The 20,828-nt window shown below is 66.2% G+C and carries 17 protein-coding genes; 3 read left to right on the top strand and 14 right to left on the bottom strand.

What is annotated here, in order from left to right; all coding sequences use genetic code 11:
• Positions 1 to 2: 2 nt before the first annotated feature.
• From AKG11_RS14265 to AKG11_RS14245, 5 genes are read right to left on the bottom strand one after another with little or no spacing between them, the layout of a single operon-like run.
• Complete coding sequence (locus tag AKG11_RS14265) at positions 3 to 752, bottom strand: enoyl-CoA hydratase/isomerase family protein (RefSeq protein ID WP_050744318.1); 750 nt, start codon at positions 750 to 752, stop codon at positions 3 to 5.
• Between the two features lie 9 nt (positions 753 to 761).
• Positions 762 to 2,462 (bottom strand): methylmalonyl-CoA mutase family protein, encoded by a 1,701-nt coding sequence (locus AKG11_RS14260; RefSeq protein WP_050744317.1) that lies wholly within the window; start codon positions 2,460 to 2,462, stop codon positions 762 to 764.
• Positions 2,459 to 3,451: a methylmalonyl Co-A mutase-associated GTPase MeaB gene (gene meaB, locus AKG11_RS14255; RefSeq protein ID WP_050744316.1), complete on the bottom strand. Its 993-nt coding sequence runs from the start codon at positions 3,449 to 3,451 to the stop codon at positions 2,459 to 2,461. The genes AKG11_RS14260 and meaB overlap by 4 nt, the downstream gene beginning before the upstream one ends.
• Complete coding sequence (locus tag AKG11_RS14250; protein WP_023517487.1) at positions 3,448 to 3,906, bottom strand: cobalamin B12-binding domain-containing protein; 459 nt, start codon at positions 3,904 to 3,906, stop codon at positions 3,448 to 3,450. The genes meaB and AKG11_RS14250 overlap by 4 nt, the downstream gene beginning before the upstream one ends.
• A gap of 13 nt (positions 3,907 to 3,919) precedes the next feature.
• Entirely contained in the window at positions 3,920 to 5,251 is a 1,332-nt protein-coding gene (locus AKG11_RS14245; protein WP_050744315.1) for an aspartate aminotransferase family protein, read from the bottom strand.
• Positions 5,252 to 5,343: 92 nt separating this feature from the next.
• On the opposite strand from AKG11_RS14245, the gene AKG11_RS14240 reads away from it, so the two are divergent.
• Positions 5,344 to 6,201 carry a LysR family transcriptional regulator gene (locus tag AKG11_RS14240; protein WP_050744314.1) on the top strand — a complete coding sequence of 286 codons (858 nt, stop codon included), beginning with the start codon at positions 5,344 to 5,346 and terminating at the stop codon, positions 6,199 to 6,201.
• Positions 6,202 to 6,264: 63 nt separating this feature from the next.
• Here the strand turns inward: AKG11_RS14240 and AKG11_RS14235 are convergent, their stop codons facing one another.
• Positions 6,265 to 7,383 carry a branched-chain amino acid ABC transporter substrate-binding protein gene (locus tag AKG11_RS14235; protein WP_050744313.1) on the bottom strand — a complete coding sequence of 373 codons (1,119 nt, stop codon included), beginning with the start codon at positions 7,381 to 7,383 and terminating at the stop codon, positions 6,265 to 6,267.
• Positions 7,384 to 7,703: 320 nt separating this feature from the next.
• Between AKG11_RS14235 and AKG11_RS14230 the strand changes: the two genes are divergently transcribed.
• Complete coding sequence (locus AKG11_RS14230; RefSeq protein ID WP_024270074.1) at positions 7,704 to 8,702, top strand: AraC family transcriptional regulator; 999 nt, start codon at positions 7,704 to 7,706, stop codon at positions 8,700 to 8,702.
• A 12-nt stretch (positions 8,703 to 8,714) separates the two neighbouring features.
• Here AKG11_RS14230 and mce read toward each other — a convergent pair whose 3' ends face one another.
• From mce to AKG11_RS14205, 5 genes are read right to left on the bottom strand one after another with little or no spacing between them, the layout of a single operon-like run.
• Entirely contained in the window at positions 8,715 to 9,116 is a 402-nt protein-coding gene (mce, locus tag AKG11_RS14225; protein WP_024270073.1) for a methylmalonyl-CoA epimerase, read from the bottom strand.
• 7 nt (positions 9,117 to 9,123) lie between these two features.
• Positions 9,124 to 11,262, bottom strand: a complete 2,139-nt coding sequence (gene scpA / locus AKG11_RS14220; RefSeq protein ID WP_050744312.1) for a methylmalonyl-CoA mutase — start codon at positions 11,260 to 11,262, stop codon at positions 9,124 to 9,126.
• Positions 11,263 to 11,302: 40 nt separating this feature from the next.
• On the bottom strand, positions 11,303 to 13,321 hold the full coding sequence (locus AKG11_RS14215) for an acetyl-CoA carboxylase biotin carboxylase subunit (RefSeq protein ID WP_050744311.1): 2,019 nt from the start codon (positions 13,319 to 13,321) through the stop codon (positions 11,303 to 11,305).
• 24 nt (positions 13,322 to 13,345) lie between these two features.
• Positions 13,346 to 13,627 (bottom strand): hypothetical protein, encoded by a 282-nt coding sequence (locus AKG11_RS14210; RefSeq protein ID WP_245290161.1) that lies wholly within the window; start codon positions 13,625 to 13,627, stop codon positions 13,346 to 13,348.
• 14 nt (positions 13,628 to 13,641) lie between these two features.
• The gene (locus tag AKG11_RS14205) at positions 13,642 to 15,174 is read right to left on the bottom strand and encodes an acyl-CoA carboxylase subunit beta (RefSeq protein WP_050744310.1); all 1,533 of its coding nucleotides are present in this window, start codon (positions 15,172 to 15,174) and stop codon (positions 13,642 to 13,644) included.
• Between the two features lie 120 nt (positions 15,175 to 15,294).
• Here AKG11_RS14205 and AKG11_RS14200 point away from each other — a divergent pair, with 120 nt between their 5' ends.
• On the top strand, positions 15,295 to 16,704 hold the full coding sequence (locus AKG11_RS14200; RefSeq protein WP_050744309.1) for a helix-turn-helix domain-containing protein: 1,410 nt from the start codon (positions 15,295 to 15,297) through the stop codon (positions 16,702 to 16,704).
• Positions 16,705 to 16,713: 9 nt separating this feature from the next.
• On the opposite strand, the gene AKG11_RS14195 is transcribed toward AKG11_RS14200, so the two are convergent.
• From AKG11_RS14195 to AKG11_RS14185, 3 genes are read right to left on the bottom strand one after another with little or no spacing between them, the layout of a single operon-like run.
• Positions 16,714 to 17,085, bottom strand: a complete 372-nt coding sequence (locus AKG11_RS14195) for a response regulator (RefSeq protein WP_023517393.1) — start codon at positions 17,083 to 17,085, stop codon at positions 16,714 to 16,716.
• Positions 17,082 to 19,829 (bottom strand): hybrid sensor histidine kinase/response regulator, encoded by a 2,748-nt coding sequence (locus tag AKG11_RS14190; protein WP_050744308.1) that lies wholly within the window; start codon positions 19,827 to 19,829, stop codon positions 17,082 to 17,084. Before AKG11_RS14190 ends, AKG11_RS14195 begins: the two co-directional genes overlap by 4 nt.
• On the bottom strand, positions 19,826 to 20,578 hold the full coding sequence (locus tag AKG11_RS14185) for a Tll0287-like domain-containing protein (protein WP_050744307.1): 753 nt from the start codon (positions 20,576 to 20,578) through the stop codon (positions 19,826 to 19,828). Before AKG11_RS14185 ends, AKG11_RS14190 begins: the two co-directional genes overlap by 4 nt.
• Between the last annotated feature and the right edge of the window lie 250 nt (positions 20,579 to 20,828).

Raw genomic sequence — 20,828 nt, 5'->3', positions numbered from 1 at the left:
GGTCAGAACCCTTTTGCCTTTGCCTGCGCCGCGGGAGAGAGAAAGCCGCGAACCGTGGCCGCCGTCTCCTGCGCCATCGCGTCTTCGAGGGAGGAATGAAAGCCGTCATTGATGGCGCGCTTGACATCCGCCACCGCACCCGCCGGACGGTCGGCGATCGCAAGAGCGAGGCGCCTGGCTTCGTCGAGCAGCGTATCGTCGGGCACGACCTTCCAGGCGATGCCGGTCTCCAGCGCCTTTTGCGCATCGTGGCGTTCGCCGAGGATGAGCAGTTCCTTGGTGACCTGCGGGCCGACCTGTTTCGTCAGGAGCGCGGTCACGCCGCCCGTCACGAACAGGCCGTAGCCGACTTCGGGGAAGAACCAGCGGGTGTTCTCGGCAAAGAGCCGGAAATCGCAGTTGATCGCCCATTCCAGCGCGCCGCCGACACACCAGCCATGCACGGCAGCGATCACGATCTTGCGCGAGCGCATGACATGGAGCGTGACGGCCTGGATGGCCTCCACCCAGTCCTCGGTCTCGGCCTTCGACGCGGTCTGTGCATCGAGGTCCTTGAGATCGTCGCCCGAGCAGAAGGCCCGGCCGGCGCCATTGAGGATGACCGCGCGGATATCGTCGTTCGCCTCGGCGGCGGAAAGCGCTGCGATCAGCCTGTCGACGAGCGGCCGGTTCATGGCGTTCAGCCGCTCCGGCCGGTTGAGCGTGATCCAGGCGATCGGCCCTTCGAGGGTGATGAGGACAGTGTCGTTCATCGCCCCGCCTCACACGATCATCGGTTCGGAATAGGCGCCCCAGACACCGCGCAGCGCGGTGCAGATCTCGCCGAGCGTCGCCTTCGCCTTGACCAGTTCGATGGTCTTCGGCAGCAGGTTCATGTCCTCCGACCGGGCCTGCTCGACGAGTTCCTGCATCAGGACCTTGATGCGCGCATCGTCCCGGTTGGCCCGGACGATCTTCAGGCGATCGACCTGAAGCTGCGTGCAATGATCGTCATAGGGGTGGATATGGACATCCGCCGTGCTGCTCGCCTCGTCGGCGAACTTGTTGACGCCGACGGAAATCTTCTCCCCGGAATCGATCTTCTTGAAGGTGGCATAGGCGGAATCGGCGAGCTTCTGCTGGAACCAGCCTTCTTCCACCAGTTTAACCGCGCCGCCACGCTCTTCCACCTCGTCGAGCATCTTCCAGATCTCGGTCTCCATGTCCTTGGTCAGCCGCTCGATGAAGTAGGAGCCGCCGAGCGGGTCGATCACCGAAGTGACGTTGATCTCCTCGCGGATGATCTGCTGGGTGCGGATGGCAAGTTTCATCGCCTCCTCGGTGGGGATGGCGAAGGCCTCGTCGAGGCCGTTGGTGTGCATGCTCTGGCAGCCGCCGAGCACCGCGCCAAGCGCCTGGATGGCGGTGCGCATCAGGTTGTTGTGGTGCTCGACCTTGGTGAGGCTCATCGCGGCCGTCTGCACATGGACGCGCAGGCGCATGGATTCCGGCTTCTGGGCCTTGAAACGCTCCGTCATGATCTTCGCATAGACGCGCCGCGCGGCGCGGAACTTGCAGATCTGCTCGAAGAAATCCTGGTGGCTGATGAAGAAGAACGACAGGCGCGGCGCGAAATCGTCGATATCCATGCCTGCCTTCGTCACCTCCTCGCAATAGGCGATGGTGAAAGCCATGGTGAAGGCGATCTCCTGCAGTGCATTGCCGCCGACATCGGAGAGATGGTAGCCGCTGAGGCTGACCGGATTGATCTTCGGCGTCGCCTTGGCGCTGTACATGATGAGGTCGCGCAGCAGCCGCACGGCGGGGCGGACGGGATAGATCCACTCCTTCTGGGCGACATATTCCTTCAGCGGATCGGCCTGCAGCGTGCCGGTCAGCTTGTGCAGGTCGCAGCCGCGCTGCTCCGCCACCGCGACGAACATGGCATAGACCACCCAGGCCGAGGGGTTGATCGTCAGCGAGACGGAGATCTTTTCTAGGTCGATGCCGTCGAACAGCCGGTCGATATCGTCCATCGTGTCGATGGCGACGCCGACGCGGCCGACCTCGCCGAAGGCCATCGGGTCGTCGGAATCAAGCCCCAGCAGCGTCGGCAGGTCGAAGTCGGTGGAGAGGCCGGTCTGGCCGGTCTGGATCATGTACTTGTAGCGCTGGTTCGTCGCCTCGGGATTGCCGAAGCCGGCGACCTGACGGATCGTCCAGGGGCGGCCGCGATACATCGTCGGATAGACGCCGCGGGTGAAGGGATAGGCGCCGGGAAAACCGAGCTCCTCGGCCGGAATGTCGGCAACGTCGGCGGCCGTATAGATGCGCTTCAGCGGGATGCCGCTTTCCGTCTCGTAGACGTCCTTTTCCTCCGGCCGGTTCTTCAGGAAGGCGGCAAGGGCGCCCTCCTCCCATTCCGCCTGGCTTTCGCGGACGGCGTCGATGGCGGGCGCGGAGAAGAGATGGGCGTTGTTCATGGGGTTTCCTCCCAACCCAGAAGGGCGCGGGCGACGACGGAAGGGTCCATCCGCCGTTCCGCCACCGCCCGGATCTGCCGTTCGAGCGTTTCGGGTGCTTGCTGGAATTTCTGCTGAAAGAGATGGCGGGCCGTGCCGAGGATGCGGGTGCGGCCCATGGCGCGCTGGCGCTCGGCCCGTTCGCCGCTCTCGTTGAGATGCGCCCAGTGCGCGTCGATGGCGTCCTTCAATTCGCCGACGCGTTCGCCGGAAATCGAGCTGATGGGCAGGACCGGCGATGTCCAACGGGAATCGTGGTGGTCCCCGCCGAGCGCCAGCATGCCGCGCAGCGCCGAGACCGTCGCGGCCGCCTCCGGCTTGTCGCATTTGCTGACGGCATGGATGTCGGCGATCTCGAGAATGCCGGCCTTGATCGCCTGGATGTCGTCGCCGAGGCCCGGGGCGGAGAGTACGACGACGGTATGCGCGGCCGTGACCACCTCCACCTCGTCCTGCCCGACGCCCACGGTCTCGATGATGACGGGGTCGTAGCCCGCCGCATCCAGCACGTCGACCGCCTGGAGCGTCGCGCGCGTCAGCCCGCCGAGATGGCCGCGGGTCGCCATGCTGCGCACGAAGGCGCCGCCGGCCGCCGCCGTCTCGCTCATGCGCACGCGGTCGCCGAGGATCGCCCCGCCGGAATAGGGGCTGCTCGGATCGACGGCGATGACGCCGACCTTGTGGCCTTCGGCGGCATAGGCCTTGATCAGCGCCGAAACGAGGGTCGACTTGCCCGCCCCCGGAACGCCGGTAATGCCGATGATATGGGCGTTGCCGCCAAGCCGGTAGAGTTCCGCGAGCGCCGCGGCGGCTTCGGGATAGCCCTCCTCCGCGCGCGAAATCATCCGGGCGATGGCGATGGCCCGGCCCGCCAGCACGTCCTTCACCAGGTCGGCTGACGGGACATAGGTCGCCCGCCGCGGTTTTGCGGAATGGGTGACGACCGTCATATCCGGCCACGTGCCGTGACGAGATCGGTGATCGTCGTGACGATCAGGTCAGAACGGGCCTCCTGGGGAACGATGGCATCGACGCCGCCCTCCAGCAGAGCGGGATAGTCCTGCTCGGGAATGACCCCGCCGGCGACGACGAGGATGTGCCCGGCCCCCTCCTCGCGCAGGCAGCGGCCGAGTTCCCGGAACAGCGGGACATGCGAGCCGGAGAGCAGGCTGACGCCGATGACGTCGACATCCTCCTGGATCGCCGCCTGCACGACGTCCTTCGGTGTCTTGTAGAGGCCGGTGTAAACGACCTCCATGCCCGCATCGCGCAGGATGCGCGCCACCACCTTGGCACCCCGGTCATGGCCGTCGAGGCCGAGCTTGGCGACGAGGACGCGGATGGTGTCGGGGGTCTCGTCCGGCCCGGTGGAAAGGCTTTCGCCGGCAAGGGTCGCGTCGCGCATCCGTTCTTTCTCCCTACTCGGCCGCGATGCCCGGCGCGCGGGCACCGGAAACGGAAGCGGCCTCGATAGACTGGGCGATGATGCGCAGGCCGATGTCGATCTCCTCCTCGGAAATCGTCAGCGGCGGCGCGATGCGGAACACGCCGCCCATGCCGGGCAGCTTGACGATGTTCATGCTGAGCCCGCGCCGGAAGGCTTCCGCGGCGATGCGACTGCCGAGCTCGTGGTCGGCGCTGCGGTCCGGATTGACGATCTCGACGCCGAGCATCAGACCGCGGCCGCGCACGTCGCCGACACAGTCGAAGCGCTGCTTGAGCTGCGACAGGCCCTCGAAGAGCCGCGCGCCAAGCCGGCCGGCGCGCGCGACGAGCCCTTCCTCCTCCACGATGTCGAGCACGGCGAGGCCCACGGCTGCCGGCAGCGGATCGGAGACATGGGTCGTGTAGAAGAGGTAGCCCTTCTCATGGGCGATGTCCTCGATCTCCGCCGTCGTCATGACGGCCGCCAAAGGCAGGCCGGCACCGATCGTCTTGGAGAGCGTCAGGATATCGGGCGTCACGCCGTCGCGCTGGAAGGCGAACATGGTGCCCGTGCGGCCGATGCCGGTCTGGGCCTCGTCGAGGATGAGCAGCATGCCGCGCTCGCGGCACTTTTCCTTCAGCGCGGCCAGATAGCCGAGCGGCAGTTCCAGCAAGCCGCCGCTCGACAGGATCGGCTCGGCGATGAAGGCGGCAAGGCAGCCGACCGACTGGCTGTCGATCAGCCCGAAAGCGTCGTCGAGTTCGGTCTTCCAGTCGAGGCTGCCATCCGCATGGCGGAAGCGCGGGCGGAAGGTATTCGGCGCGGGAATGGTGAGCGAGCCCACCATGGCGGGGCCGTAACCCTTGCGGCCGGCGCTGTAGGTGGCCGAGCTCGCGGCGCCCGTCATGCCGTGCCAGCTCTTGGAGAAGGCGACGATCTCGTGCCTGCCGGTGACCAGCTTGGCCATGCGGATGGCCGCTTCGTTGGATTCCGCGCCGGTCGACAGCAGCATGACCCGGTCGAGCCCCGGCGCCAGTGCCGCCAGCCGCTCGGCAAGGTTCACGACGGGCCGCGACAGCATGCCGCTGAAGAGATGCGCCACGGCACCCATCTGGCGCTGGACAGTGGCGACGATGTGCGGATGGGAATGACCGACGAGCGCGCTCATCTGGCCGGAGGTGAAATCGAGAATGGGGCGCTCGTCCGCATCGAAGACGAAGCAACCCTCGGCCCGCTCGATGATGGCGGGGTCGAAGCTGCCGCCGTAGCGGATGAGGTGCTTGCGTGCGGCCGCCCAGAAGGCGGGGTCCTGGTTGCGTGACATGTGAGCCTCCGATGCCGTTTCAAAAGCGATACCGGCTGGCAGGGTCTCTGTAAAATTGATAGTATTTGGATTCCGATATAAGGAAAACTGATATGCTGGGGCCGCTGGATCTTCGCCTGCTCATCACCTTCGTCAACGCCGCCCATTCCGGTTCGCTGAGCGCCACGGCCGTGCAGGTCGGCCGCACGCAATCGGCCGTGACGATGCAGATGCAGCGGCTGGAAGAGATGCTGGGGCAGAGCCTCCTGCACCGCAGCGGCAGCGGCGTCCGGCTGACGGGAAGCGGCGAGCGCTTCCTTGCCTATGCCGAGCGTATCCTGAAAATGCATGACGAGGCCGTGTCCGCCTTTTCCCAAAAGGGCCTGCACGGCTCCATCGTCTTCGGCAGCCCGGAAGACTACCTCCTGTCGTTCTTTCCCATGCTCCTGAAAAGCTTCGGCACGCGTTATCCGGATGTCGAGATCAAGGTGCTCTCCGCCCCGACCGCCGAGCTGCGCGCCCTTCTGCCGTCGCGCAAGGTCGACCTGGCGCTGGTCTCGACGCCCAATCTTGCCGATGTGGACAATATCGTGCGGACCGAGCCGCTGGTCTGGGTCGGCAGCAAACCGACGCTGGAGGCGCATGATTTCGGCGATACGGTGCCGCTGGCGCTGCCGGCCTCCAATGCGATGGACCACCGCGCGGCCTGCGAGGCGATGGCGCGGGCGGGGCTTCGCTACAAGATCTCCTATGCCAGCAACAGCCTTGCCGGTCTTATCGGCCTTGCCCGCTCCGGCCTTGCCATCTGCGTCATGACGCAGGAGGCCGTGCCGCCCGACCTCCATATCCTCAACGCGCCGCTGCCGCATCTGCCGCATCTCGGCATGCTGATCGCCTTTGCCGACAGCGACCCGTCGCCCGCGACGAGCGCCTTTGCCGACCATATCCGCGCGGTGTTGCCGACGCTGTGACGCGAACGGCCGCGGCAGGTCTCCCCGCCGCGGCCGCCCTGTTCCCAAGCGATGGCCTGCGACCTATTTCTCGAAATAGGTCGGTTTGCCGTCCTCGCCCTTGCGCCATTCGTAGATGACATAGTCCGGGCGGTTGATGTCGCCCTTGGCGTCGTAGCCGATCTCGCCCAGCGCCGTCGCCCAGGGTCCGCCGGACTTGATGGTCTCGGCGACCTTCTGCGCATCCTCGGCCGAGCCCGTCTTCTCGATGGCGGACGCGATGATCTGCACGGCGATGTAGGAGTAGAGCGTATAGGCTTCCGGTTCGAAGCCGGCGGTGCGGAAGGCCTCGACCACGTCCTTGGCCGCCGGGTTGCGGCGCGGGTCGGGGGCAAAGGTGTTCAGCGTGCCGACGACGGCGTCGCCCGCGATCTGCGCCAGTTCGCTGGAGACCATGCCGTCGCCGGAGAACAGCGTCGCCTTCAGCCCCTGGTCGGCCGATTGGCGCATGATCAGGCCGGCCTCGGTGTGCAGGCCGCCGAAATAGATCAGCGTGACGCCGGCCGCCTTCATTTTGGCGATCAGCGCGGAGAAATCCTTCTCGCCGCCGGTGATGCCTTCATAGAGGACCTCGGTGATGCCCGCGCCGTTCAGCTCCTGCTTTGCGACGTCGACGAGGCCCTGGCCGTAGGGTGTCTTGTCATGGACGATCGCGATCTTCGCGTCCTTGAAATTGGCCGCGATATAGGCCGCCGCCACCCTGCCCTGCTGGTCGTCGCGCCCGCAGGTGCGGAAGGTGTTCCACAGGCTGCGCTCGGTGAATTGCGGGTTGGTCGAGGCAGGCGTGATCTGCAGCACGCCGTTTTCCGCATAGACCTCCGAGGCCGGGATCGAGACGCCGGAGTTGAAATGGCCGACGACATAGTGGACGCCGTCGGCGACGAACTTGTTGGCAACCGAGATGCCCTGCTTCGGATCCGAGACGTCGTCGCCGATGACTATCTTCACCTGTTCGCCGAGCACACCGCCAGCGGCGTTGATGTTGGCGGCCGCCTGCTCGGCGCCCTTGACGAACTGCGCGCCGAAGGCGGCGTTCGGGCCGGTGATGGGGCCGGCGACGCCGATGACGATGTCGGCGAAGGCACTGCCGCCGGACAGGACCAGAGACGTCAGGACCACCGACGACAAGAAGAATTTTTTCATGGATGCGCTCCCAGTTTGGCTGCGGGCGATGGTTGAGGCTTTGCTGCGCTGCCCACGATCGGCGCAGAACGCCATCCGGCGCGTGAAGACACCCGCCAGGCATTCGGTCTTGATGATGTCGGACTGTGTCCGGCGGGTGGTTCGGGCTCCCTGCCCCGCCGGCCGCCCTGTCAGGCGGCGAAGACGCGGCGCCTCGGCCTCATGCCATCCGGCTCCCCTTCTTATGAGAGGGGATGATGCGGCGGAGAAATATGGTATGCAATGACCGAAGGTTTCAGATTTCGTGATCGCTTTTGCCATAGGGATGGAGGGCAGGCCGCATGGAACGCCGCATGATCGCGCCCTGTTTCATGGACGACACGCTCGAATGCCTGCGGCGGCAGGGGGTGGAGGCCGCGCCGCTTCTCGCCGAAGCGGGCCTTCCGCCGGTCATCACCGGCCCCATTCCGGCTGAGCGATACGGTGCCTTCTGGCACGCGGTGGCCCGCACCATGGACGACGAGTTCTTCGGCGAAGGCGCGCGGCCCATGCGTGCCGGCTCCTTCGCGCTGCTCTGTCAGGCCATCCTCTCGACGGCGACGCTGGAACATGCACTACGGCGGGCCCTGCGGTTCCTCAAGGTCGTGCTCGACGACCCCCGCGGCACGCTGGTCGTCGAGGAGGGGCTGGCGCAGATCGTGCTGAGGGATGCGGGCGGGCCGCGCTCGGCCTTCGCCTACCGTACCTTCTGGATCATCGTGCACGGGGTCAATTGCTGGCTGATCGGACGGCGGCTGCCGATCCGCTGGGTCGATTTCCGCTGCAGCGCGCCGCCGGCCGGCACCGACTACCGCCTGTTCTTCGGCGCGCCGGTGCGCTTCGACCAGCCGGAGACGCGGCTGGTCTTCGATGCGGAGTTCCTGAACCTGCCGACCATCCGCGACGAGCGCGCGCTGAGGGAATTTCTCCGCCACGCGCCGGGCAATCTCCTCGTTCGCTACCGACATGACATGGGCCTGTCGGCCGCCATCCGCCAGCGTCTCGGCGGCCTCGCGCCGCAGGCCTGGCCGGGTTTCGAGGAGCTGGCCGGACGCATGCGCATTCCCGCGCCGAGCCTGCGGCGGCGGCTGAAGCTGGAGGGGCAGACCTATCGGGAGATCAAGGATGACCTGCGCCGCGCGCTCGCCATGGAGGCGCTTGCGGACGGCCATGCCAATGTCACGCAGCTTGCCGCCGACCTCGGCTTTTCCGAGCCGAGCGCCTTCTACCGCGCCTTCCGCAAGTGGACCGGGAAATCCCCGGCCGTCTTCCGGCGCAGCGCGGGCGAGATGGAGGCGTAGGGTGGCCTCCCGTCAGTTCTCCTCGAACTCGACGAGCGTGCCCTGGAAATCCTTGGGATGGGCGAAGACGACGGGATTGCCGTGTGCGCCGATCTTCGGCTCACCGCCGCCGAGCAGACGGATGCCGTTCGCCGTCGCCGTGCCGATGGCCGCCGAAATGTCGTCCACGTCGAAGCAGACATGGTGGATGCCGCCCGCCGGCTGGCGCTCCAGAAAGGCGGCGATGGGCGAATTCGGCCCCAGCGGCTCCAGAAGCTCGATCTTGGTGTTCTCGAACTCCACGAAGACGATGCGCACGCCGTGTTCCGGCAGCTCCTGCGGCTCGGTCGTGGTGACGCCGAGATCGCGGTAGCGGCTGGCCGCCGCTGCCAGATCCGGGACGGCGATGGCGATATGGTTGACGCGCTTCAGCATGCTGACCTCACTGGTTCCTGCGGCGGCCTTCGATCAGGTCGAGCACCGTCCGGGCGGCATCGAGCACGTTGGTGCCCGGGCCGAAGACGGCGGCCACGCCGTTGTCCATCAGATAGGAGTAGTCCTGCCGCGGGATGACCCCGCCGCAGACGACGATGATGTCCTCGCCGCCCGTCGTCTTCAGGGCCTCGGCAAGCTGCGGCATCAATGTCTTGTGGCCGGCGGCGAGCGAGGAGACGCCGATGACGTCGACCTCCTTCGCGGCGGCCATGGCGGCCGCCTCCTCCGGTGTCTGGAACAACGGCCCCGCCAGAACATCGAAGCCGAGGTCGCCGAAGGCCGAGGCGATCACCTTGGCGCCGCGGTCGTGGCCGTCCTGCCCGAGTTTTGCGACCATGACGCGCGGCTTGCGCCCGAGCTTGGTGGCGACGCCGTCGAGACGTTCGGTCAGGACCGACAGTTCCGGCTCGCCCTCATAGGCCTTGCCATAGATGTTGCGCACGACCTTGGGCTCGGCGACATGGTTGCCGAAGACCGCACGCATGGCATCGGAGATCTCGCCCACGGTGGCTCTGGCGCGGGCACAGTCGACGGCCGCGTCCAGAATGTTGCCCTCGCCGGTGCGGGCGACCTCCTCAAGGCGCGCGAGCGCGGCCGTGACGGCAGCGGAATCCCGCCGGCGCCGGATCGCTTCGAGCCGCTTGATCTGCGACGAGCGGACGGCGGTGTTGTCGATCTCCAGCGTGTCGATCGGCGCCTCGTCCTCCAGGCGGAACCTGTTGACGCCGACGATCACCTCTTCGCCCTTGTCGACCGCTGCCTGCCGGCGCGTCGCCGCCTCCTCGATCAGCCGCTTCGGCAGGCCGGCATCGACGGCCTTCGTCATGCCGCCCATCGCCTCGACGTCCTCGATCAGCGCCCAGGCCTTTTCCGCCAGTTCGTTGGTGAGGCTCTCGACATAATAGGAGCCGGCGAGCGGATCGACGACCTTCGTCACGCCCGTCTCGTTCTGCAGGATGAGCTGGGTGTTGCGGGCGATGCGGGCGGAAAACTCCGTCGGCAGCGCGATCGCCTCGTCGAGCGCATTGGTGTGCAGCGACTGGGTGCCGCCGAGCGCGGCCGACAGCGCCTCATAGGCGGTGCGGATGACGTTGTTGTAGGGGTCCTGCTCCTGCAGCGAGACGCCGGAGGTCTGGCAATGGGTGCGCAGCATCAGCGAGGACGGCTTCTTTGGCTCGAATTCCTGCATGATGCGCGTCCACAGGAGACGCGCCGCGCGCAGCTTGGCAGCCTCCATGAAGAAGTTCATGCCGATGGCGAAGAAGAAGGAGAGGCGCCCGGCGAAATCGTCGACGTCGAGCCCCTTGGCAAGCGCGGCACGGACATATTCGCGCCCGTCCGCCAGCGTGAAGGCCAGTTCCTGTACCAGCGTCGCCCCGGCCTCCTGCATGTGGTAGCCGGAGATCGAGATGGAGTTGAACTTCGGCATCTGCCGCGCGGTATATTCGATGATGTCGGCGATGATCCGCATGGAGGGAGCCGGCGGGTAGATGTAGGTGTTGCGGACCATGAACTCCTTGAGGATGTCGTTCTGGATAGTCCCCGACAGCTTTTCGCGCGGGACGCCCTGCTCCTCGCCCGCCACGATGAAGCTGGCGAGGATGGGGATGACGGCGCCGTTCATCGTCATCGACACGGAGATCTTTTCCAGCGGGATACCGTCGAACAGGATCTTCATGTCCTCGACGCTGTCGATGGCGACGCCCGCCTTGCCGACATCGCCGACGACGCGCGGATGGTCGCTGTCATAGCCGCGATGGGTGGCGAGGTCGAAAGCGACCGACACGCCCTGCTGCCCGGCGGCCAGATTCTTCCGGTAGAAGGCGTTCGAGGCCTCGGCGGTGGAGAAGCCGGCATATTGCCGGATGGTCCACGGCCGCCCCGCATACATGGTCGCGCGCGGCCCGCGCACGAAGGGCGCAAAGCCGGGCAGCGAGGCGAGGTGCTCGATGCCCTCGATGTCGGCGGCGGTATAGAGCGGTTTTACGGCAATGCCCTCGGGCGTCTGCCAGGTCAGCGTTTCCGGCGAGGCCTTCAGCTCCTTCTCGGCCAGCGCCTCCCAGTCGGCGATCGTCTTTTCACTCATCGGGCGCCCTCCTGCCGGCTGCGGTCAAGCTCGTCTGCCATCATTCGAACTCCATGATCAGCTCGTCGACCGCAAGGCTCGCGCCGGGCTCGACGGCAACGCGCTTGACGATCGCGCGTTTTTCCGCGCGCAGGATGTTTTCCATCTTCATCGCCTCGACGACGGCGAGCGCCTGGCCCGCCTCGACGGTATCGCCCGCCTTGGCGCTCACGGACGTGATGACGCCCGGCATCGGGCAGAGCAGCATCTTCGAGGTGTCCGGCGGCTGCTTCTTCGGCATCAGCCGTGCCAGCGCCGCGACCCGGCCCGAGCGGACATGCGCCTTGATATCGATGCCGCGCCAGCGCAGGCGGATGGCCGGGCCGACGAGATCGACCTTCATGCCGACCGTCTCTCCGGCGATGGTGAAGGTGGCGTGCGTGGAACCCGGCACGAAGCTGCCGGCAACGGGAAGCACGGTGCCGTCGGCAAAGCGCACGCTGGCGCCCTCCACGCCGGTTTCCAGCGTCAGGGCAAGCTCGGTCTCGCCGAAGCGCACTACCCAGTCCTTGCCGAGAACGCGGCGGTGGTTGCCGATCGTGCCGGAAATCTGCACGGCGCGCGCCTGCATCACCTGGTTGACGCAGGCGGCGACGGCGGCAAGCACCCGTGCGGCCTCGCCGTCCGGCTCGACGCCGTGGAAGCCGTCCGGGAATTCCTCCGCGATATAGGCGGTCGTCAGCCGCCCCTCGCGGAACCGCGGCTGCTGCATGACGGCCGACAGGAACGGCAGATTGTGACCGACGCCCTCCACCTCGAAACCGTCGAGCGCGCGGGCCATGGCGTCCACCGCCGCAAGCCGGGCCTCGGCTCCTTCCCCTGGCGCCCAGGCGCAGAGCTTGGCGACCATCGGGTCGTAATACATCGAGATCTCGCCGCCCTCGTAGACGCCGGTATCGTTGCGCACGACGGTGCCGTCGGCCGCCTTGCCCTCGGCCGGCGGGCGGTAGCGCGTGAGGCGGCCGATCGACGGCAGGAAGTTGCGGTAAGGGTCCTCGGCATAAAGGCGGCTTTCGATCGCCCAGCCGTTCAGCTTTACGTCGTCCTGGCCGAAAGTGAGCTTTTCGCCGGCGGCGACGCGGATCATCTGCTCGACGAGGTCGATGCCGGTGATGAGCTCCGTCACGGGATGCTCGACCTGCAGGCGCGTGTTCATTTCGAGGAAGTAGAAATTGCGGTTCCCGTCGACGATGAACTCCACCGTACCCGCCGAGTGATAGCCGACGGCCTTTGCCAGCGCCACGGCTTGCTCGCCCATGGCCTTGCGCGTTGCCGCGTCGAGGAAGGGCGACGGCGCCTCCTCGATGACCTTCTGGTTGCGTCTCTGGATCGAGCATTCGCGCTCGCCGAGATAGAGTGTGCTGCCGTGTTTGTCGCCCAGCACCTGGATCTCGATATGGCGCGGCTGGGTGACGAACTTCTCGATGAAGATGCGGTCGTCGCCGAACGAGCTTTTCGCCTCGTTCCGGGAGGACTGGAAGCCCTCGCGCGCCTCCGCGTCGTTCCAGGCGATGCGCATGCCCTTGCCGCCGCCGCCGGCAGACGCCTTGATCATCACGGGGTAGCCGATGCGGGACGCGATCGTCACCGCCTCGTCGGCATCCTCGATCAGGCCCATATGGCCGGGCACCGTGCTGACGCCGGCCTCCGCCGCCAGCTTCTTCGAGGTGATCTTGTCGCCCATCGCCTGGATGGCACCGACCGGCGGGCCGATGAAGGCGACGCCCTCCTTCTCCAAGGCTTCGGCAAAGGCGGCGTTTTCTGACAGGAAGCCGTAGCCGGGATGCACGGCGTCCGCGCCGGTCTTGCGGATGGCGTCGAGGATGCGGTCAATGACGATGTAGGACTGCGCCGACGGCGACGGCCCGATATGCACGGCCTCGTCGGCCATCGTCACATGCAGCGCGTTGCGGTCGGCATCGGAATAGACCGCGACGGTGGGAATACCGAGCCTGCGGGCGGTCTTGATGACGCGGCAGGCGATTTCACCGCGATTGGCAATCAGGATTTTCTTGAACATCAGGTGTCTTCCGGTCCCGGTCTCTTAATCTTTGTATTTCTTCTCATAGGGCATCAGCAGGATGGCCGAGGCCGTCGCGGCCCCGCCGAACAGCGAGGCGAAGGGCACGACAAGCAGGAGGACCGGCATCACCGGGTCCGCCGCGCGGGCGATGCGCGTGCCGATGCCGCCGATGTCGAGGAGAATGACGGCGGCGGCCGTCGCCGCGCCGATCAGGCCGCCGACGAGCGCATGCAGCATCATGAAGCGCAGCATGTGCCAGTGATCCTTGCGCGCCTCCTCCGGCGTCAGTTCCGGCCGTTCCATCCTCTCCGTCCTCGTCAAAGGGGTATCGTGTCGTGCTTCTTCCAGCGCGTCTCCACCTGCTTGTTCTTCAGCGATGCGAAGGCCCGGGCGATGCGCCGGCGCGAGGAATGCGGCATGATCACCTCGTCGATGAAGCCGCGCTCGGCGGCGACGAAGGGATTGGCGAAGCGCTCCTCGTATTCCTTCGTGCGGGCGGCGATCTTTTCCGCATCGCCGAGTTCCGAGCGATAGAGGATTTCAGTTGCGCCCTTGGCGCCCATGACGGCGATCTCGGCGGTGGGCCAGGCATAATTGACGTCGGCGCCGATATGCTTGGAGGCCATGACGTCATAGGCCCCGCCATAGGCCTTGCGGGTGATCAGCGTCACCATCGGGACGGTCGCCTGACTGTAGGCGAAGAGCAGCTTGGCGCCGTGCTTGATGATGCCGTTATATTCCTGTGCGGTGCCGGGCAGGAAGCCGGGCACGTCGACAAGGGTCAGGAGCGGGATCGAGAAGGCATCGCAGAAGCGCACGAATTTCGCGGCCTTGCGGGCGGAATCGATGTCGAGGCAACCGGCCAGCACCATCGGCTGGTTGGCGACGACGCCGACCGTCTGGCCTTCCAGCCGGATGAAGCCGGTGATGATGTTGCGGGCGAAGGCCTCCTGCAATTCGAAGAAGTCGCCCTCGTCGGCCAGCGCCAGGATCAGCTCCTTCATGTCGTAAGGCTTGGTCGAGCTTTCGGGCACGAGGCTGTCGAGGCGCATCTCGAGGCGTGCGGGATCGTCGTGGAACGGACGGACCGGCGGCTTTTCCCGGTTGTTGAGCGGCAGGAAATCGAAGAGCAGCCGGACATTTTCCAGCGTCTCGATGTCGTTCTCATAGGCCGCGTCGGCGACCGAGGATTTCTTCGTATGGGTGCCGGCGCCGCCGAGTTCCTCGGCGGTGACGATCTCGTTCGTCACGGTCTTCACCACGTCCGGGCCGGTCACGAACATGTAGGACGTGTCGCGCACCATGAAGATGAAATCGGTCATGGCCGGCGAATAGACGGCCCCGCCCGCGCAGGGGCCCATGATGACGGAAATCTGCGGGATGACGCCGGAAGCCTCCGCATTGCGGCGGAAGACCTCGGCATAGCCGGCGAGCGAGGCGACGCCTTCCTGGATGCGCGCGCCGCCGCTGTCGTTGAGGCCGATGACCGGGGCGCCGTTGCGCACCGCCATATCCATGATCTTGCAGATCTTCTGGGCATGGGTTTCCGACAGCGAACCGCCGAGGACTGTGAAATCCTGGCTGAAGACATAGACCTGGCGGCCGTTGATCGTGCCCCAGCCGGTGACGACGCCGTCGCCCGCGAAGGTCTGTCCCGCCATGCCGAAATCGACGGCCCGGTGGGTGACGTACATGTCGTATTCCTCGAAGGAGCCCTCGTCGAGCAGCACCTCGATGCGCTCGCGCGCCGTCAGCTTGCCCTTGCCGTGTTGGGCGTCGATGCGCTTCTGGCCGCCGCCGAGCCTTGCCTCGCTGCGGCGTTGTTCGAGTTGTTCAAGGATGTCGCGCATGAAGGCTCCCACTGGTGTCGTATCGATACTCATACCGGTTTGCATGGATTTGCTGAACCCTTGATCGGGTGCAAATGTGGAATTATAAATCTGCAAACTGAAACTTGCGAAATTGCGAACATGGCGCTCGGAAAACTCTTCATCGGCCTGAAGGTGCGCGAGCTGCGCGTGGCGAGCCAGCAGACGCAGAGCCAGTTCGCCAAGCGCATCGGCATTTCTACCAGCTACCTCAACCAGATCGAGAACAACCAGCGCTCCGTCTCGGCCGCCGTGCTGCTGCAGCTCGCCGACAAGTTCAACCTTGACATCAGCGAACTGTCACGCGGGGAGACGGACCGGCTGCTCTCGGCGCTCAGCGAGGCGCTCGCCGATCCGATCTTCGAGAGTTTCAGCCCTTCCCTCCAGGAACTCAAGCTGATTTCGCAGAACGCGCCGGCGCTGGCCCATGCGCTCGTGCTCGCCCACCAGGCCTATCGCCGCAAGAGCGAACAGCTGGCGAGCCTCGACCACGACCGCGAGAACGCCCCCGGCCTCGGCGCCACACCCTATGAGGAGGTGCGCGACTTCTTCCATTTCGTCGACAACTACGTGCACACGCTCGACATTCTCGCCGAAACGCTGGCGGCCGGCCTTTACGGTGTGGGCTTCGACCGCAGGTCCGCCCTCGTGCGCCATCTTGCGGAGCAGTTCGGCGTCTCGGTCGTTTTCGCGGAGACCAATGACAGCCCGCTGCGCCACTATGACCGCGACCGGAAGACCCTGACCCTCAACCGGCTCTCGGCGAACCCGACGCAGGTCTTCCAGCTTGCCCACCAGATCTCCCAGCTCCATGCGGCGCGGGAGATCGAGGAGATCGTCCAACGGGCGAATTTTCGCACGGACGAAGCAAGGGACATCTGTCGCATCGGGCTGCACAACTATTTCGCCGGCGCCCTCGTCATGCCCTACAGCGATTTCCTTGCCGCCGCCCAGGCGCTGCGCCACGATATCGAATTGTTGTCTGCCCGTTTCGAGGCCTCGCTGGAGCAGGTCTGCCACCGGCTCTCGACACTGCAGCGGCCGGGCAACAAGGGCGTGCCGATCTTCTTCGCGAGGATCGACCGTGCCGGCAACATCACCAAGCGGCACAGCGCGACGAAGCTGCAATTCGCCCGCTTCGGCGCGGCCTGTCCGCTGTGGAACGCCCACCGGGCCTTCGAGGTGCCGCAGGGCATCATCCGCCAGCTTGCCGAGACGCCCGACGGGGTGCGCTATCTCTGTCTTGCAACGCAGACCTTCAAGGGCACCGGCGGTTTTGCCGCCACGCGCACGGGCTATGTGCTCGCCTTCGGCTGCGAGGTCTCCTATGCCGACCAGTTCGTCTATGCGGACGACCTTGATATCGGCGAGCGCTCCCGCTTCGAGCCGATCGGCATTTCCTGCCGGCTGTGCGAACGTGGCAACTGTCCGAGCCGGGCGGTCCCGCCGATCCGCGGCCGCCTGCAGGTCGATCCCGATATCCGCGAGACGATCCCCTATCGCCTCGCCTGAGCAAAAGCCCTACCCGTGTCCGGACAGCAGCCGCTCCATCTTGCCGAGCAGGCGTGGCAGGTCCACCGGCTTGGTGTCGAAGTCGTCGCAGCCGGCTTCGCGCGCCCGCGCCTCATCGACGCTCATGGCATGGGCGGTGAGCGCAATGATGGGCAGGCCCGTACCGGCCGGGCCGCTGCGGATGCGGCGCGTCGCCTCGCAGCCGTCGATGCCGGGCAGGCCGATATCCATCAGCACGAGGTCCGGCGCATCCGTTCCCGCCCGCACCACGGCCTGTTCGCCATCTTCGGCGAGGATCACCTCGTAGCCTTTCCGCTCCAGCCGGCGGGAGAGCATATCGCGGTTCATCTCGTTGTCTTCGACCAGCAGGATCTTGGTCATGGCGTCAATTCCCGATCGGTTTTTCGCGTGCGTGTGACGATGACCTCGCGCAGCGCCTGCGTGAGTTCGACATGCGCACCCTTGCCCTTGCCGATGATCTGCGTCGCCCGGGCGCTGAGCAGGTCCCGTTCGGCATTGCTGAGATGCTTGGCGGTGACGACGAGGACCGGCACCGTATCCCATTCCTCCCGCTCGCGCAGGGCGGCGAGGAATTCGAAGCCGTTCATTTCCGGCATCTGCAAATCGAGGAGGATGGCGACCGGCGGCGGGTTGGCGGCCAGCCACGCCATGCCCTGACGCCCGTTCTCCGTCAGCGCCACGCTGCGTCCGAGCCGTTCGACGGTGCGCTGCATGAGCAGACGCGTCGCCGGGTCGTCTTCCACCACCAGCACCGTGCCGCCCTGGCTGCCGCCGGTCAGACGCGCGATGAAATCGCTGAGCTCGCCGCGATCGACGGGCTTTGCCAGCATGGCGGCGGCGCCGAGCGTGAAGCCGAGTGCCTTCTCGTTGCTGATGGAGACGATGACGACGGGGATGGCGGCCAGTTCCGGATCGGATTTCAGCGCGACGAGCACGGACCAGCCATCCATCTGCGGCATCAGGATGTCGAGCGTGATGGCGGCGGGACGGTGCTTGCGCGCCATGTCCAGCGCCTGCTCGCCCGTGCCGGCGTAGAGCACCCGGTAGCCGTCGCGCTTGAGATGCGAGCCGATGATGTTCATCGACGCCTCGTCGTCGTCGACGACGAGTACGGCGGGCCGCTCTGCCTGCTCCGGCCTTGCGGCAAGGCCCGCCTCCTCGCCGAGGAGGCCTTCGCCGTCTTCCGCATCGTCCGCCGTGTTCTCCTGAGGATCGGGCAGGATGAAGGTGAAGCGCGAGCCTTCGCCCGGCCGGCTTTCCACCGTGAGGTCGCCGCCGAGCATCTGGGCGAAGCTTCGGCTGATGGCAAGGCCGAGGCCGGTGCCGCCGAACTTGCGCGAGGTCGAGCTGTCGGCCTGGGAAAACGCCTGGAAGAGGCGGCTCAGCTGTTCCTCGTTCATGCCGATGCCGGTGTCGCGGACGGTCAGCGACAGGAGCCGGCCGGCACCCTTGCCCTGCCGCGCGACAGTGAGCGTGACGGTGCCCTTTTCGGTGAATTTGCAGGCGTTGCTGAGAAGGTTGAGCAGGGTCTGCTTGACCTTGGTGACGTCGGTCTCGATCGTGCCGATATCGGCCGGGCACTCCACGGCAAAGGTATTGTCGTTCTTGGCGGCCAGCGGCCGGATCAGCGCCGCGACGTCCTGCGTCAGGGCGCCGATATCGAAGCGCTCGCGATAGACCTCCATGCGTCCCGCCTCGATCTTCGACAGGTCAAGGATGCCGTTGATGAGGCCGAGCAGGTGGTTGCCGGCACTCTCGATCTTCTTGAGGTCGGGCAGGAAATCGGTCTGGCCGGTATCCTCCGCGTCCTCCTGCAGGATCTGCGCATAGCCGATGATGGCATTCAGCGGCGTGCGCAGCTCGTGGCTCATGTTGGCGAGGAATTCGGACTTCACCTGCGTGGCGCGCTGTGCCTCGTCGCGGGCCAGCTCCAGCTCCTGCTGGCGCTGGCGCAGCTCGGTGATGTCGACATAGACGATGGTGAAGCCGCCCTCGTGGGTGCGGCGCTCGCTGATCTGCATCCAGCGCCCGTCCCGGAAGGGGGTGACGCGGGTGGCGCTGTGGTCGTGCGAGGCGAGCCGGGTGGCAAACCATTCGTCGAACGGTTTGTCGAGTTCGACGACGTGGCGCCCGCCCGCCTCGATGACATCGCGGAAGGTCGAGGTGCCGGCCACCATGGCGTCGTGCACGGGATGCATGTCGCGAAAGCGCTGGTTGACGATCAGCAGCCGCTCGTCGGGTCCATAAAGGGTGAAACCTTCCGCGATGCTCTCGATGGCATCGACGAGTGTCCGGCGTTGATGCTCGGCCTCCTGCGTCAGTCGCGCCCGCTCCGCCTGCCCTTCCTTCAGAAGCTGCAGGGCCGCGCTCACCTTGCCGAGTTCGTCGGCGGCCGCCGCAGGCACGGCGACATCCGCATCGCCCGCCGTCAGGCCGCGCACGGCTGCAACGATTTCGCCGAGCGGTTTGAGGATCGAGCCGAGGATGACGATGGTCAGCACCGCGCCGATGACGACGGCGGCGATCGAGAGCAGAGAGGCGACATTGGCTGCCCGCTCGAACTGCCGCAGGATGTTCGCCCGCGCTGCCGTGGCCTGGCGTGAAAGCACGCCCTGGAGGGCCGTCAGCTGCTCGTCCACGCTGATGCCGTAGCGCCGCGCCTCGGCGAAGTGGGTGTTGCCGATGACGCGCTGGTCGTCGGTATAGGCATCGACGGCCTGGGTTGCGAGATCGTCGAAGCGGGCGACCTCCTGACGGATCGCCTCGGCCTCGGCCGGCCGGTGTTCCGCAAGCCGGTCGAGCCGTTCGCCAAGGCGCGTGCGGGCCTCGCCGGCACGGGTCTCGGCCAGCGTCAGCAGGCTGACGGAAAGGTCGGCCTGCCAGTAGCGCAGGCTGTTGAAGGCGGCGCGCACGTCGTCCGACAGGACGATGATCTCGGCGATGCGATTGGCTTCCTCGCCCGATTCGAGGGCTTCGGAGAGTTCGCTGCGGGTAAAGAGGCTGCTGCCGATGGTCGCAAACAGCAGCACCGCCGCCAGGAGGACAAGCCGCACCCGAATCGACAGGCGCCGCAGCGAGAGGAACGACGCGGGCGAACGGCTCATTGCGGGATGAGCCCGATGCTGATCACCCCGCCGAGATCGCCCTCATGGGCGCCCTCCTTCGGATAGCCGGTCACGTCCAGTTCGCCGGCCGGATCGCCGTGACAGGTCAGACAGGAGGGCACGTAGTACTCTGGCACCATGACGCGAGCCCTCTCCTGCCCCTCCTCGAAAACCATGGCCGAATAGATCTGGCCCTTCGGCCAGTCGGCCTTTTCGAGATAGTCGCGGATCGCCGCGGCCTCGAAGGCGTCCGGCCGGGCCTTGCGGTTGCGGATCAGCACGGGGGGCGCGGTGAATTTCATGCTTGCCTCCTTGCCGGCACGCGCCTCGAAGGCCTCGTTGACGAGACGCGTGAAGGTGGCGGGTATGAACCCCTTGAAGCCCTTGCCCTTGGCGTTGATCGTCTCCTGGTTGGAGTCCATCACCTCGACCACCGCGTCCATCTGCGCCCGGATGAGCCGTCCTTCATAGGAGGCGGGATCGATGGTGTTCGGATCCCGGCCGGTGGCCTGGCGGTAGTTGGCGATGGCCTTTTCCAGTACGGCCGCGCCCGAAAGACCCTTGTCGCCCAGCGCGGGGTCGTTGATGCGCTCCTGGTTGGTGGAAATGACCGCACGCGCCGATTGCAGCATGGTGGCAAGGCTTTGGGCGATGGCAAGGTCTGCCGGGCCGGCCTCGGCAGCGAAAGCACCGCCAGCAAGGGCCGACATCAACAGCGCGGCAAGGCCGCCTTTCACGAACGCACGCATCGCCGTCCTCCCCTGCGCCCGCCGAACCGGCGTTACGATGATGGAAAGATAGCGGAATTCCGCTGACCGGCAATCGGCAAATCATGGAGCGAAGTGCGGGCGTCGCCCTCTGCCATGGCCCCTCACCCTAACCCTCTCCCCGCAAGCGGGGAGAGGGGACCTGTCCTGTGCTGGGTTGTGAATCCCGGGAAACCGGATCTGCCCATTCCCGTCGCCCCGCTTGCGGGGAGAAGGTGCCGGCAGGTAGATG

Source organism: Shinella sp. SUS2, assembly GCF_001262505.1.
In the GTDB taxonomy this organism is placed as follows: domain Bacteria; phylum Pseudomonadota; class Alphaproteobacteria; order Rhizobiales; family Rhizobiaceae; genus Shinella.
Note: the sequence above shows the minus strand (reverse complement) of the source record. Positions and strands in the feature narration are given on the sequence as shown.